At 57.9% G+C, this 14297-nt stretch carries 13 protein-coding genes and 2 pseudogenes; 1 reads left to right on the forward strand and 14 read right to left on the reverse strand.

From position 1 onward, the window contains the following. Positions 1-482 precede the first annotated feature (482 nt). The 14 genes and pseudogenes from NKI16_RS34200 to NKI16_RS32990 form a co-directional block, all read right to left on the reverse strand. On the reverse strand, positions 483-1136 hold the full coding sequence (locus tag NKI16_RS34200; protein ID WP_502894663.1) for a hypothetical protein: 654 nt from the start codon (positions 1134-1136) through the stop codon (positions 483-485). Between the two features lie 13 nt (positions 1137-1149). Beyond that, positions 1150-1838, reverse strand: a pseudogene (locus tag NKI16_RS32930) (IS6 family transposase). Between the two features lie 178 nt (positions 1839-2016). Then, entirely contained in the window at positions 2017-2703 is a 687-nt protein-coding gene (locus NKI16_RS32935) for a response regulator (protein WP_352722050.1), read from the reverse strand. 717 nt (positions 2704-3420) lie between these two features. Beyond that, positions 3421-4461, reverse strand: coding sequence for a P-type DNA transfer ATPase VirB11 (gene virB11 / locus NKI16_RS32940; protein WP_023673699.1), 1041 nt, complete (start codon positions 4459-4461; stop codon positions 3421-3423). After that, complete coding sequence (gene virB10 / locus NKI16_RS32945) at positions 4445-5584, reverse strand: type IV secretion system protein VirB10 (protein WP_023679589.1); 1140 nt, start codon at positions 5582-5584, stop codon at positions 4445-4447. The genes virB11 and virB10 overlap by 17 nt, the downstream gene beginning before the upstream one ends. Then, positions 5577-6461, reverse strand: a complete 885-nt coding sequence (locus tag NKI16_RS32950) for a TrbG/VirB9 family P-type conjugative transfer protein (RefSeq protein ID WP_023679588.1) — start codon at positions 6459-6461, stop codon at positions 5577-5579. The genes virB10 and NKI16_RS32950 overlap by 8 nt, the downstream gene beginning before the upstream one ends. After that, complete coding sequence (locus tag NKI16_RS32955) at positions 6458-7171, reverse strand: type IV secretion system protein VirB8 (RefSeq protein WP_023679587.1); 714 nt, start codon at positions 7169-7171, stop codon at positions 6458-6460. The genes NKI16_RS32950 and NKI16_RS32955 overlap by 4 nt, the downstream gene beginning before the upstream one ends. After that, positions 7168-7326 (reverse strand): type IV secretion system lipoprotein VirB7, encoded by a 159-nt coding sequence (locus NKI16_RS32960; protein WP_081731114.1) that lies wholly within the window; start codon positions 7324-7326, stop codon positions 7168-7170. The genes NKI16_RS32955 and NKI16_RS32960 overlap by 4 nt, the downstream gene beginning before the upstream one ends. A 27-nt stretch (positions 7327-7353) precedes the next feature. Continuing rightward, the gene (locus tag NKI16_RS32965; RefSeq protein ID WP_023679586.1) at positions 7354-8241 is read right to left on the reverse strand and encodes a type IV secretion system protein; all 888 of its coding nucleotides are present in this window, start codon (positions 8239-8241) and stop codon (positions 7354-7356) included. A gap of 58 nt (positions 8242-8299) precedes the next feature. Further along, complete coding sequence (locus NKI16_RS32970; protein ID WP_023673704.1) at positions 8300-8983, reverse strand: TrbJ/VirB5 family protein; 684 nt, start codon at positions 8981-8983, stop codon at positions 8300-8302. Between the two features lie 13 nt (positions 8984-8996). Further along, complete coding sequence (gene virB4, locus NKI16_RS32975; RefSeq protein WP_023679585.1) at positions 8997-11366, reverse strand: type IV secretion/conjugal transfer ATPase VirB4; 2370 nt, start codon at positions 11364-11366, stop codon at positions 8997-8999. Further along, positions 11366-11692: a type IV secretion system protein VirB3 gene (locus NKI16_RS32980; RefSeq protein ID WP_023679584.1), complete on the reverse strand. Its 327-nt coding sequence runs from the start codon at positions 11690-11692 to the stop codon at positions 11366-11368. The genes virB4 and NKI16_RS32980 overlap by 1 nt, the downstream gene beginning before the upstream one ends. Beyond that, a complete protein-coding gene (gene virB2, locus NKI16_RS32985; protein ID WP_245274807.1) occupies positions 11692-11997 on the reverse strand; it encodes a pilin major subunit VirB2 in 306 nt (101 codons plus the stop codon). The genes NKI16_RS32980 and virB2 overlap by 1 nt, the downstream gene beginning before the upstream one ends. Before the next feature lie 74 nt (positions 11998-12071). Next, positions 12072-12857 (reverse strand): type IV secretion system lytic transglycosylase VirB1, encoded by a 786-nt coding sequence (locus tag NKI16_RS32990; protein WP_023673708.1) that lies wholly within the window; start codon positions 12855-12857, stop codon positions 12072-12074. 1291 nt (positions 12858-14148) lie between these two features. Between NKI16_RS32990 and NKI16_RS32995 the strand changes: the two are divergent. Then, positions 14149-14297 (forward strand): annotated as a pseudogene (locus NKI16_RS32995) (DNA-binding response regulator); the annotation flags it as partial.

The raw sequence follows: 14297 nt of genomic DNA on the forward strand, positions 1-14297 counted from the left end.
TGATCGCGGAGGCTCCGAAGAAGGAGTCGGCTGGCGGCGGCATGCCTGGCGGCATGGGCGGCGGCGGCATGGGCGGCATGGGCGGTATGGATTTCTAATCCAGCCCCTATCAACCTACAGCGGAAAGGGCGGCAGCAATGCCGCCCTTTCCTTGTGTGCCGAACATGATCGACAACTTGGAGTGCGTCCCGAGGATCTCCTTCGAGCCTCACCGCATGGTCGAGAATTAGGATCTTGTCCGATCGAGCAATTCGCGGGCTCAACCTGGTCAAACCGGCGCCCCCTACGAACTGCCCGATCCTTGAGGATTCCGCTGCGCGACAATCACGATGATTCATTCAGTTGGTAGCTATAGGCGGTGAATCATGAGGGGCATTGAGGAGCGTGGCAAGGCGCCCATCTCGGCATTTAACCCCATCGAGCGTGATATCAGGGACAATTCTCTCATCGGACCGGCGGCTGGCGTTGAAGGACCCGGTGAATCATCCTGTTCTATAGTGGAGCAGACGCGCTCTGAGCCTCAAGATCAAGGGTTTCCTCCTCTGAGTATCCTTGATCTGCCGCTGGACATTCTCGTTGATATTGCTGAGCGGCTCAGCCCGATGGATCTGCTGAGGATGTCGCACACAAATCAAGAGCTGCGTGTCGCCGCGATGATAGTCGCAACGCCTCAAGAAAGGCGGATCCAGGTTCAGGCCATCTGTGGAGCCCTTGCAACCGGGCTCCAGCAGCGTCTCGTCGTCGTGGCAGAGGGGCCTCGTGACCCCGACGACTGCGCTTCGGCCTTGTGGGGCCTCGGAGCGGGCGTGGCAGCGCTTGCACCCGAGCTCCAGCGGCGTCTCATTCTCCTCGCCGAAGGGCTTGAGCCCAGGTCTCAGACCATTGCCCTGGAGGGCCTCGGAGCAGGCGTGGGTGGCCTTGCCCAACTTCAGCCGATCCAGGATTGCGATCAGCAGGTCATGATCTAGCGTCGTCATCACCAGCTCCCTCCGACCACCGCTTCGTACTCGGCGAGTGGCCGCAGCAAGGTGGCCGGGGGTGATCTTGATGCGCTCGGCGCGCACCGGCCCTTCGAAGCCGGCAACGCCGACAAAAGGCTCTGTCGCAAACCTGGAAATGGGGGTGTGAACGGCCATTTCGGCCTGTCCGTCAGGCAGCGAGGATATCGAAACAGCGATCGACAGACTTGTAGGCATACCTCGCCTGTCGCTTGCCCATCATGTGGATCATCTCGATGCCGGAGAGGATAACCACGGCGCTCGCCTGCGACTTGAAGCCGAGCATGGATGGAATGCGGCGCTTGATACGCCGGTGATCCTGTTCGATCCGATTGTTGAGATACCGGCTATTGCGGATGCGGATCGGCTTCAGCGGTCGCCGCGATCGCTGCCGCAGCCGGCTTTCAGCGTCGCAGGAAAGGATCGCTTCGTAATTGGTCTGGCTGCCGTCGGTGACGATGCGCTCCGGCCGGCCATGGCGCGTCAGCGCCTTGTGGAGGAAGCGTTGGGCCGCCACCAGGTCACGGTTTTCGCTGAAGAACAACTCGACCGTGTCGCCGAGGCTGTCGATGGCGCGGTAGAGATACATCCATGGCCGCAGACCTTGATGTACGTCTCGTCCATATGCCACTTGCTGCCGACCACACGCTTGCGCCGGTTGAAGCGCTCCAGCAGCTACGGCGAGAAGTGGGCGACCCAGCGATGCACGGTGGAATGGGCGACCTTCAAGCCGCATTCGGCCATCATCTCTTCCAGATCGCGCAGGCTCAGAGTGTAGGCCAGGTACCAGCGCACGCACAGCAGGATCACCGACTGGTCGAAATGGCGGCCGTTGAACATCACGTGCTCCTCCACAGCTGAGGCGTTTTTCTTGCCATGCTCCGCTTACCAAAAGGTTTGCGACAGAGCCGTTCGAACCGCATGCCGACACCATCGTCAAGGGCGGCCGCGATGTCCATTATGGCCACAAGCTCAACATGACGACGGGCAGGCAGTCTGTTCTTTCAATTTAGACCAACTATGCGGATGCCGCCTCAGTCAATTCAAGAAGGTAACCAATGCCGCGCACGGTCGTGATCCGTGGCGTTGCACCTGACCTACTCAGGTGTCCACGTAAGCGATAGATTCCGACTTCAAGCGCGTTGGCAGATACCTCGTCGTTGAACGAATAGAGGTGATCTTCCAACTGCGCACGAGGCACGATGCGGCCTGCACGGATAAGCAGATGCTCTAAAATACATAGTTCGCGGCGTGCGATCTTCAGAGGATGACCCGAGACGGAAACCTGTCGGCCGATCGGATCGAAATTGAGATTGCCAAATACAACGATGGGGTCGGTCACCTGTGTCGACCGGCGCAGAATGGCTCTCATTCTGGCGATGAGCTCATCGAAAGAGACGGGCTTGAGCAGAAAGTCGTCCGCGCCACCGTTGAAAATTGCAATTCGCTTCTCGAGATCGTTGATGCTACTCATAATGAGGGTTGGAACTGAATGCCCGTCGCTCCTTAGCTGTCTCAGCCAGCCCAAGCCATCGCCATCTGGCAGAGCCAACTCCAGCAGGAGAATTTCATAGGTTGCGCAACAAAATGCCCTCGACGCCTGTTCCAGGTTGCCAACTACATCAACGGCAAAACCGCTATCCCCGAGCGCAACTCGCACAGCGCGCGTAAGATCCACATGATGATCAATGAGCAGCGTTCGCATTTCACGTCCTATCAAGGTCGGACAGGTCACCGTCCGCTGTAAGACCGGGGCGACAGCGGAAGTCGCGCAACTCTTCGTAGTGTTCGTAACGCTCTTTCCGATGGGTGATCGCGGGAGCATGCAAGCCGCACGCCTGCAATAGTCGGGGATGGAACACGTGAAGACCTGTTGACGGGCTGAAACCGTCGGTCGGCCAGCCCACAATGCCACCGACTCTGCCTGCGATTTCTCTGCGCATCGATCCTCCTATGGGTTGCGTCGCAAACTCCAGCTGAGGTCGCAAGGCAGGTTGCGGCTTTGTTCATTGAGAGGACCCCCTGGAGGCAATACCAGGAGGATTCCCTATATGGCACTTCCCGATTTACCACCGGTCATTCCGAACCACGTTCGGCGGCTTTGAAGACACTCATTGAGCGCGGCTAGGTAAATCAAGGGTACGACCTGCCGGGTGTGGATGCCGCTTTTGAAGCAGGCATCGGCACCAGCTCGGTGAGCGTCGCCCGCGCAATTCAGCGGACGCGCTCGATACACCCAGTCGAATCGTGCCGCAACTTGCCGCGCCGAAAGGGCGCCCGAAGACTTCAGACTTGTGACCGAAGGTCTACGCCCAGTCCTCCTCCCATTATCCACCTCCCTCAAATCAAAGTGGACGTTCAATCTGAACAAATTACGCCATCGTATCACAAACGACTTACCGATCCCCGACGTGCTCTAGCCTTAGTGCTTGTTAAGAAGGTCGGCTACTGTCTCTCCGCGTCGCCGGGCATCGGCGGCGAGCCACACCTCCCCCACCTCATACACGTCGCCGTGGGTACTGAACGGCACAATGACGTCAATGGCAGCCGACAGCAGGTCAAGAAGCGTGTGGTCTTCCACAGCAGCTCCTTGCGGGCTGCTCTTGACGAGTGAAAAGAGCTTTTTAAAGCCTTGGACCGGATCCGCCCCATGAATCGTTGATATTGATCCCGCATGGCCGGAGACGACTTCGCTAAGGTAGGCCCAAGCAGCATCATCGCGCATCTCGCCAAGCAATATTCGATCAGGGCGCATGCGCAAGCTGGCTTGCAACAGTTGCTCGGCTGTCACCGCACCTACGCTTGCTCGGTCCTTCGGATAGAGTAACCGGACATGGTTCTCGTGCGGGATTGCAAGTTCGAGCGTGTCCTCGATACTTATCAGCCTCTCTTGCGGGGGTATAGCGTTGATCAAAGTCTTGCTCATTGTCGTTTTGCCGCTTCCAGTAGGTCCGCAAAGCAGCATCGTGAGCCGCCCGCAAACGCATGCTCGCAAAAATTGCTCCAAGTCACCATGGTCGTAGTGCTGAAGAATCGTTTCGTCCTGCCGCTCTTGGCGCTCCTTTCGTGACCGCCATTGATTCCAACGCGAGTATTCGTAGCGAGAAGAAACTTCCTTGAGTTCGGTCACACGACTTGAGGGACGCCGTATCGTCAGGCTTATTGTTCCTGAGGGAACAGCGGGCGGCAAACAGATCTGCAGCCGCTCTCCGTTCGGCAGCTCAGTCGCACAGAGGGGGCTTTGCGGTCCGACATCTTGCTTGCGCAGCGCTCCAGCGAGGATCGCGATGTCCTCCAGATCGTCATAAGATAGCGGTAGCGGATGTTTCGTGAAAACGCCGGCCTGTCGGACAAAGGCTTCCCCAGGCCGGTTGATAGCGACCTCTTCGGTCCTTGGCTCCTCAAGCCATTTCAAAACAGGGTTGAGAAGCAAACGCAATTGAGGGTCAGCCTCCGGTCGCATTGTTGTCTCTCCGGCGTTGGCGATGTTGGGGGGCTGGCGCCACGGCGATCGGTCTAAGATCGTATACATCTGAGAAATCGAGGTCCCGAGCCACAAAGATCGATACAGCATCTCCCTGGTTTTTCTTCAGAGTTGGCGGAACGTTGATCGTTGCTCTAAGGGTCGTGTCAACGGCTTGTCCGGCGTTGCTCTGGAAGCTGTTGATGCCGCTTCCTCCACCTGAGCTGCCAGCGTATTGACCGGCGGCCTGAAACGCGCCTTGAATGACGCTCATGAGCATTGCTCCGCCAAAGCGCTGCCAGAAGTGATTATCCACCGTGCCAGGCATTCCGGAGCGGCCGAGCTCGTCAGCGCCCGGCGACGCTAGCGAAACGAGGGCATGGTCAGGCGTTTCGATGCGCGTCCACAGCACGAAGACACGCGCATCCCCCTGTTGGAGACCACGCTGGATCTCGCCAATCACGGTCGTCCCGCGATCCAAAAGCACCACGTTGTTGGTGGCGCCGCGGACGTCTTTAGGTAAGACGCACTTCACATAACCCGGTAAATTTGTGTCGACTGCCGTTTGCAAAATGCAGGGAATTATCGTTCCTTGGGTAATCACGAGATCAGGGTGCGGCAAAAGTGTGGCCCGGCTTGGCTCCTGTATATCTGGCTTCAATCGCCCCGTCAGATCGCCAGCGTCTGAAATCTCATGCGAGGTCGCGGGAGCATCCCTATGGTTGTCTTCGCTCCGCTGACCGTCGTTGGGCATTTGACCGCTGCCACTGTAGGCGAAAATTGGTGTTTCCTCCGGCGGCGGATCAGCTGGCGCCGGAGGCGGCGTGGATGGCGCAGGATCTCCTGCCTGCGCCGCCTGTACGGGTGCTGGAGCTTCGGGAGCAATCTCAATCGGCACGGGGCGGAATGGCTCGGCGTCGGCGACAATTGGAGGTTTTGGCTGAGTTGGCTCGTCTTGTGTGCTGGGACGACCGCCGAGCCAGATGAGCGATAGAGATGAGATGAGAACAAGAGCAGCGACGGCCAACTTCTGCAATCCCGAAACATGCCGGCGGGCCGGCTCCGAGACCATCGATCCTGAGGCATGGACATCATGTCCCGACTGTGGGCCGGTTTCATTCATCGGCCGGGCCTTTCAAAACGCGCCACACGTCGGGTGTCACTGTACCGGTCCCTGGCGCTCGTCCCACAGGGTCATAAGCCCTGTTGAAAATGGACAAGACCGTATTGCCATCTCTCAGACGCCATTCCCGGGCGACTGCGGATACTTCAACATAGTCTCCTTTGACCGTGTAATTGGCAGCGGCTTCCTTGCCGTCGGGATTGATAATGTAGAGGGAGGGTATGCGGGAATTGCTTGCGAAGCCAAATACGGTGGTAAAGCCATTATCGAAAACTTCCAGCGGCGCCAGCGATCGATCGCCCTTTGCGACGTAGTGAAAATTGCTTTCGTCCGGACTGGTAGTTGCGGCGGGCCGATTCAACAAATCCTGAACTCTCTCGTCGCGCAGCACTTTCGCCCGGGCCTGACCAAGAATCGAGCGCCTTTCTGCGTCCTTTCTCTGAGCAGCAGCCTCATCAGCAGGATAGGTGAACTGCACACTGTAGTATAGGTCAGGTTGCTGCTCATCGAGTTTTGGCATCGCTCTCGTTGAAATACTGAAGACGTATCTCCGTGTACCGGACTCACTCTCGGCCAGCACGATGACCGGCTGCGGCGGGAGCATCCGGCTAGCCTTAAAAAAGAGATAGTTGGCGCGCGGGAGCGCAGCCAGGTCTTTGCTATTGGAAACGGCCACGGCTGCGACTGTCTCGTTGGCCGCGAATGTGACAACCAGCGTTGCCCCCACTGCGGTAGACAGGCGCACCACTTCGTCAGGACGGTAAGCCAGGTAGCGCATGCGCGCATCATGCTTGCCGGCAAGTGGTGTGTCTTCCGCGGACGCTTCCATCGTTAAGAAGAGTGAACAGACCAGCGCGAGAAACGCTCTTTTTGTCATGGCTGCACATAGCCCAGGTTCGATACGCTATCTTCCGAGCTTTGATAGGAAGTGACGAGTAGACCTCCCGGATTGGTGAGCCTCGATTGCCCAGGCAGACCCGTCAAGCGCTCGTAGCGGATGGTAGCTGTCCAGGTGGTCACTATCGGCATCTGCCCATCGACAACAAGCGTACGTTTGTAACGGATCTGTTGAACGTCCGGACTGATGTCGTTTGAAGAAATATGCCCGACCTCGAGCTTGCCGCGTTTGCCGACCGTGACTTGCGGCGAGGTGGGATTCGGATAGTTGAAGAAATCTTGATATTGCTGTCGCACAGCCGGCGCGCTGAAACTGGATACGAGGTCATAGGCGTATTGGGCTGTATCTGCTGTGTACCCCTCGCGCAGGCGTACATATTCCCACAGCGAAGCATTTATGACGGCTCGGTCTTGGGTTGCCGGCAGTCGAGAGACTGACACTTCGCTGTCGACGGTCCCATCCGGCCGGACCCAGAGGAACACAGGTACGAGCTTGGCCAACGGGACCATGGCAGCAATGGTAAATGCCTGGGCAACATTTCCTAGGACCGCCGCTGCGGCAAAGGCTATCAGGGCCTTTGACAGGCGCCGCGCAGACTTCGCTCGTGAAGTTTGAAACGCTTCCACCTTCTTATAGTGGGCGGCTAGCGTTTCTCTCTCCACCAGAAGGGCATGTTCAGGAACTTTCACTTTGGCTCTTCCGCGCATTCGACCTGAAGATCCTCAGGGGTGGTTTCCCATTGTCCCACGTTCAGTTGGAATGGGGCACCCGCGCATGTCGCAAGCCCATGGCTCGTCTTGCAGGCGGCCAAAGCGAGGATTGACAGAAGTAGGCAATATTTCATGTTTTTGGCACCGAGCTTGTCGATTGATTAACCACCCGCCGTTTTGGCAAAGTGGCGATTGAGGCTGTTAAGAGGTCGGTTCGCACCTCCCCAAGAGCCGCCGGCGATGCTGCTGGCGATCGTCGGAAGCGCGACGATCAGAGCGTCACCAGCTAGGAAAAGCATGTCGAGCTCGTAAAGCCCGATGATCTTGGCTGCTGTCGTGCCCGAGAATTTGATCATCAAAAGCATGGCTGCCAGCGAGACTGCTTCGGCAGCGATTACTATCGTTGCAACGATGTTGAGGAGGAGAAGCAGCAGCCCGTACGAGAGCAGTTGGCCGATCCATCTGGTGGCTATGTCTCGAGTGTGATCAAAAAGGTAGCCTACAAGGACCAGGGGGCCGATCGTCAAGAGCACCTTCGTCAGAATTCCAACGGCATCGTAGATCTCGAACGCTGTCCACAGCGCGCCGTAGAAAATCCATTGCGCTCCCTCGAAAGCAAGTATGTCCTGGCCGTTCATAGGCCCAATTTCGGAAGCAATCAGCTGAAAGACATACTGGCTTGAAGCAAACATGAGATCGAGCTTCTGGGGGATTCCGATGAAGGGCAAGTCGCTGCCACTGATGTCGTGAGCCAACCTCGGAATCGTGTCGTCGAAGAGCGCTTCAATGTACTGCTGATAGTTGGCCTGCCCTAAGATAAGGGCAACGACAATCGACACCATGATTACGCGCGAGATACCCCCGCGCGCATCGACTTGACCACGCATGACCAGACAGCCTTGGATTATTATCCAGAGCGTGACACACGCAACCAGAGGCGCACTGACCGCCTCTTGGATGTTTTCAAGCACTTTGTGCAGCCCGGACGTGAAGGCCCCATGAAAGATCGTGTGTATAGTCGTGAATGGCGCGGGAATTTTGAAATTCATGGCGTGAGCCTGATGTGTCCCTGATCAGCGCAGCTTAGCAGGATGAACTCTGTGTGGTTTACGGGAGGATGCTAAACATATTAGCGGTGTCCTGATGTTCGCGACGCTGCGTGGCGGCCTCCTCCACGGCGTGAAGGCTCCCTTGTGCAGTGGCCATTGTCAGCAGACTCGTGGCCTGGACATTTTGGATCATCGCATCGTGAATCTGCTTGAGGACCAGACCGTTGGTCACGGTGGCCTGCATAATATTTCCCGAGCGGGAAAGCTGACCAAGCGTGCCGGCGTTATCCTTAAGGCGCTTGTCCATCATGCCCAAAGTGTCGGCTGCAATAGCTGCGGCATTGGCGGCCCCGGCGATTTGTCCCTGTAACAGTTTCGCTTCTGAATCGGTGCCGTTGACTATCCGATTTGGGTCCTTCGCAATGTTACGGGCCATAATCGAAGCTGGCGCCCGAGCATCAAACATCTGCTCCTCCAGCTTATTGCTCGACGGGTAGTGATTTCCTTGGTTCAGTGAGCTTAGCAGTCCCGTGACAGCGAATGACGACGTTAGAATTGTCACCATTTCAATCGTGGTAGCGAGCGTCTCGATTGACCTCTCAAGGATCGCCGCATTGGAAAGGGCTGTTAAGGTCGCTTGTGTTTCTGTTACAGGGTCGCTGACGATAAATTGCGAACGGGCCTGTCCGTGAAGCAGAAGGGAAGCAGCAAGGGTCGTTACTGCAAGTTTGGCAAATTTCATGAATATTCCTCCGTCAGTCTTGAACTTCGTGGTACCGGGCCATGAACTTGTCGAGCCACCCACTTGGGGCGTCTCCGTGCTGGTTACGAAGCTGGTCGGCAAAGCGCACTGTGTTGGCCCGCCCCGAGAGTACGGCTACGTACTCGCGCATCTGCCCAAGATCGAATTCGCAAACAATACTCCCGCTATCGCGCTTGAGCAAAAACTTGCGGCTGCCGATTGCCATTCCCTGGCGGATTGCCTCGAACTCCTGCGCAGTGCACTTCAAGCCATCGACATACGCAGAGCGGTCCGCCGTCGGTGATGGGTAGAAAATTTTCGTCATACATTGCGCAACGAGACTAGCTCCGAGAGGCGATTCCAGAACGTGTTCAGGCTGCTGCGTTGCGAGTATCAACATGCCGTTGTTTTTGCGGACCGTGAGCAAGAACTTGTCGATAACGGCCGAGAATTGGGGGTTTAGTAGATAGAATCGAAATTCGTCGCAGCTCATGACGAACCGACGACCATCGACGATAGCGCCCACTCGATGCAGAAGGTATGCGGCGGCCGGTGCACAGACCTCCTCATATTCCAGGAGCTGCGTCATGTCGAAGCCCGTAATGGAGGCATCCAGCCTTACTTCGTCCACGTCGCCGTCAAAAGCCCATCCAAGCGCCCCCCCTCTACACCACCGCTGCAGCCGTGCTCCTGCGCCCTCGGAGGGGCTGTGCAATAGGAATTCGCGCAGGCCCGCAAGTGAGCGCATAGGGGGTTCGAACGAAAGCTGACGAACAATGCCGCGTTCCAGCCGACGGCTTTCCTCCGGCGAGATCGGACCACGGCCGTCACTCTCGATCAGGGCCATCAACCACTCGCGTAGAAAGTCTCGCGAGGCGGAGGTGTTGTCCAGTCCACGCAGAGGGGCCAAGCCGCTCGGAGCGCCTCTGCGCAACGCAAGATATGTCCCTCCCGTGGCTCGCACCAGCAGTTCACCACCCCGATCCTTGTCGAAGAAGACGATCGCACCATTGCGATCGACCAGGCTTTGCTCAAGCATCGCGAGGACAAAGGTCATCAGCGTCGTCTTGCCTTTGCCAACGGGCCCGAATATTGCCGTCATGCCGACGTCATTCTCATGGGGGATGTAGTCGAAAGAAGTTCCACCGTTTGTGCGAAAGCGCGCAACAGCATTGCCCCAGTGGCCGGAACTGGAACCGCTTGGGAAGTTCTCAAATGAGACGAGCCCGGCAAAATTGTGTGAGGTGATCGCCCCCGGGCGCGTGCGCCACCTGTTGTTCCCCGGAAGTTGGGACCAATATGCGGCCTCCATGCCGATGCCCTCTTGGACGATAACGGCGCCCGCGTCGGCCAGCCGTGCGCGGGCACTTGCTGCGCGATCTGCAAGGGTATTGAGGCTGTCGGCATAGACGCACAGGCTCAGATGATGCGAACCCATCACGAATTCGTTGCTTGCCAGTGCGTCCTCTGCCTCGGCAAGTTCATTGATCTGGGTGAGGGCCTTGTCGCCGGCACTCGTCATCTGGCTGGACTTAAGGCTTAGTTTGGCATGAGCTTGTGGGCGAGTGAGGAAGGAAAAGCTCTGGCTCAGGACAAGCGGGAAGTTGGCGGACAGCAAGGAATTTAGCATGCCCGGCCGCGTCGTCGCCGGATATTCACGGAACGAAAACAATGATCCGACGGAGCTATCCCCGGGCCTTCGAATCTCAAGCGCCCGCTTCCCGCAGATGACCTGGTCAGTGTAGATCGAGGCGCCAAGTGAGCCGGTAACCATCGGAACCGGAAGAAACCGGCAAGTCATCATGAGCCGAAGCGCCTCGCCGATTTCCGTGAAGAGCACGTTGCCTTTCTCTCGAATGCCCAACCGGCGCAGACCGTAACCGCCGAGTGCGCCAGCAATGATGTGCCAGAGGTCTTCCAGGCTCCGCATTTGGGTGGCTAGATCGTGCTCATTCCGTCTGCGGGACTTGGCAATCCGCAAGCCGATCTTGCCGATTGCGGTGCGGGGGGACACGATCAAAGTGAGGAAGTGATCGTTGCGAAAGAGCTTTCCCGACAGCACACGACGCTCGTAGGCCTCGCTCAGACTGCCAGCGAATGCACTTTGAAACTGGCGCGGCGCCGGCGCCGGCACATCGTTGTGTCTCACAAGATGAGCGTATATCGAGACATTGTCGTCGGCGATGTTGCGCAAGAGAGTGTTGAACGCGCGGCAGCGCGAGTTGCGCATCTCAGTGTCTTCCAAATCAAAGGGCAGACCGTTCACATGTGCCATGGCCATGATCGATCCGTCTTCCAGAATGACAACCTGATCGCTTACGTGACCAACATACGGAAGGTAGATCTCGCCAGACCTCTCGGTCCGGCCGCTGGCGCCGAACATTACACCATTCCTCTTCCGCGTTTCGGCACTCTGATCGGATTGGCGCTGACGCTTGCGCCTCCCCAGACCGGCCCGTCCACGCTTCTGCCGGCCGTCTGCAAATAGAGCAGCACGACGCTTGCCGCGTTATAGTCACGCTCAACAACCAGCCGTGCTCCGAACCAGAGTGGCGCGAGAACGATTTCGTAAAGCGGGTTCTGAAGGATAATGATAACAAGCCCAGCCAACATCATGAGCAATCCGGCCAGCGTCAGCGGCACCCCCAGAAACAGTGCGGGGCGCGTCGCCGCCACATAGAGGGTGCTCACTTCCAACCGGTCGCTCATCAGCCACCGCCTATGAGCGCCTTGCCCAGGAAGCTGGCCCCGAACATGATGACGATCCCTCCAACGACACCCGCAACCAGGCCAAGTGAAGCACGACCGAACATCCAAGAGATACCGATGGCTACGAGCCCGAGCACGGCCAGTGATTGTCCAAAGGGGCCAAGTATGAACGTGCAGATATTCTGGACCATCTTGGCAGGATCCGTCCCTCCGGTCACCTGAGCCGCGGCTGGCCCGCTGTAGAAGACCGTCCACGCCGCGCCTGCAGCAGCGGCCGGTACATATTCAGCCGCTATGCGCAGCATGGAAAAAGGCGAAGGAACACGCGTTTTAAGCGCACGAAGTATCTTGAGTGGCGTCATCATTGCATCTCCATGTTTCAATCGAATACGAGTTTGTTCGGGTTCGAGGGTTCCCGTGCTTTCGCAGCCTGGCTACCTGTCGGATCGGAGGGATCGGCCCCGGAGCGGTCTGGCTGATACGAGCCCCAGATGTCCCAAGAATCTTGGTTGGGCTGCTTCTTTCTATTGGCCTGTTGGCTCTGCTGGAGCAGAGGCGGCACGGCTTTCCGACCGGGTGCCTCAAGGTGCGGCACATCTCGAGCAGTCGGCTCCAGCGTTCTCTCAAGGAGACTTGAGATGTCCTTTGCGGCCGACTCGACCTTGCGTACATAACCGTTGGCGAAGCCATGCGTGACGTCGCCCGTGTTATAGGCCGAGATGGCACGGCGAAGCGCCAGTTGCTGTGCCACAGCAGTGGTGCCGCCGGCATACCGGCTTTCAAGCAAGTGGGCGGCAGCCGAAAGCGAGGCGCAGGGCTCGAAAGCCCTTTCCGGCGTGAGATTGAGCATGGCAAAGTTCTTGCTGTTTATCTGCATCAATCCAACATCGACAGAATGTTGTGCTTCGAGGCGTTCCTTGATGCCCCGCGTGGCTTCCAGGTGGTCTATCCAGCGAAGCTGCTCACCTGTGGTGTTGTCATGAGCCACCAGCGTTTCAAAGCCACTTTCAATCTTGGCAATCGCGGCGAGGGTGGACGGCGCAACCCAGGGGGCGCATTTGCGCGACAGGCTGCGGAACTCACGCGGAGAAAGTGGCGCGGGCTCGGCTGGGAGTGACATGGATGTCATCAGGACGATGGCCAGCGGCCAAGCTGCAATAAACATTCCCTATCACCTACCTTTCCAAGCCGCCGGACGGGTTCTGGCCCTGTCCGGCACGCGCTTATCGGGGAGGTTTGTTACTGTGTGATGTTCAAGTTCAGCTTTTCGGTTTCAATTGAAGCAAAGACCGTGTTCGTATCAGCGTGGGTGAGCATCTTGCGCATGCGTGGGTGGCGCGGGCCCGATCAGCCAGCGACATCCGGAGCATCTTGGTACAATGACTCCTGTACAGGATTGCTCGTCCCGGCCGTCCGTTGCTCCTGGAGTGTGGGCCGCGACTTTGGCGTCATGGATGGTACTTCTGTCAGCGCCAAGCCAAGGACAAAATGGGGAGCTTGGCGGGCTTGTTCAGGCTCGGGATCACCGTGGGGAATCGACTAAGGCGATAAAGCGGCCCAACTTTGCCGGTATGCTGCCGGTCCTTAAAGAGCAGCCATGCGCGGCCCTGCACACTCAGATCATTGCTTGAGACGCGAGCTCGTCCGTGAAGCTGGCTCGAAGGCGCAAATCCGCGGCGGCGAGGGTCAACTGGGAAGACGTGGCGGCGCAGCCCATCCTGGTGCGAGCCTCGTTCAGCTGTTCGGCCGCCGCCGCCAAAGGGTGGATCATGCACAGTCCCATCGGCAGATAACCGCACGTCATTGACGGAGTCCGACGGCGCAATGGACAAGCATAGTGACACGCTCAAGATGGAGGAGTTGCAGTAACTGAGAAATGTTAGCCCGGACGTTCACCGCAACCGGCGACCTGCCGGTCGCCGAACAGCATTTGAGGCCGCCGGCCACCTTGGACGAAGCCGGCTTGGCAGGAGACACACTATTTTGCACAAGGCCGCTGCAGCGAATCACGGTCTTCTTCCGCCGACCGCCTCTCCGATCAAGCCAAACGCCGCGCTGCTCAACCATGTCCGAGCTGGATCCACGAGCCGGAGGATATCGAGATGATCCAGGTCCGCAAACTCCAGGATGACCAGGATGCAACGGCATAGCAGGAAACTTGGCATCCATGAGGTCGAACTTGAGTGATATTGGCAGGCCTGCACCAACGGGGGAGCTCGAAGCGAAAAAGCGAAGGACCACACGGCAGGGTCATGTCGGCGCTTGGACCTGTCTGGTGGCCACGGGCTGCCTTGGTGCGGTCAATTCGCTGGGGATGAAAAGAACAGGACGAGCACGGCCTCACATTGGCCGCACGCAACGGCGAGTGGTATCAAGGAGCAGCTGTTCTGGGTCGGTGCCCCAGGGTTGCTCGGCAACAGGTTTAGACAAGGGGATTCAAGATTGAAGGTGCGCCGTTGAAACATGTTCTTGTCATTGACGATGATGCCGCAATGCGGCGCCTCATCGCCGAGTATCTCACGATGCATGCCCTGAAGGTAACCGCAGTCCACGATAGCAAGCAGTTTGACTATGTTCTTTCACGTGAGCCAGTCGATCTCGTGGT

The organism is Mesorhizobium sp. M0698, from assembly GCF_040320455.1.
GTDB lineage: Bacteria > Pseudomonadota > Alphaproteobacteria > Rhizobiales > Rhizobiaceae > Mesorhizobium.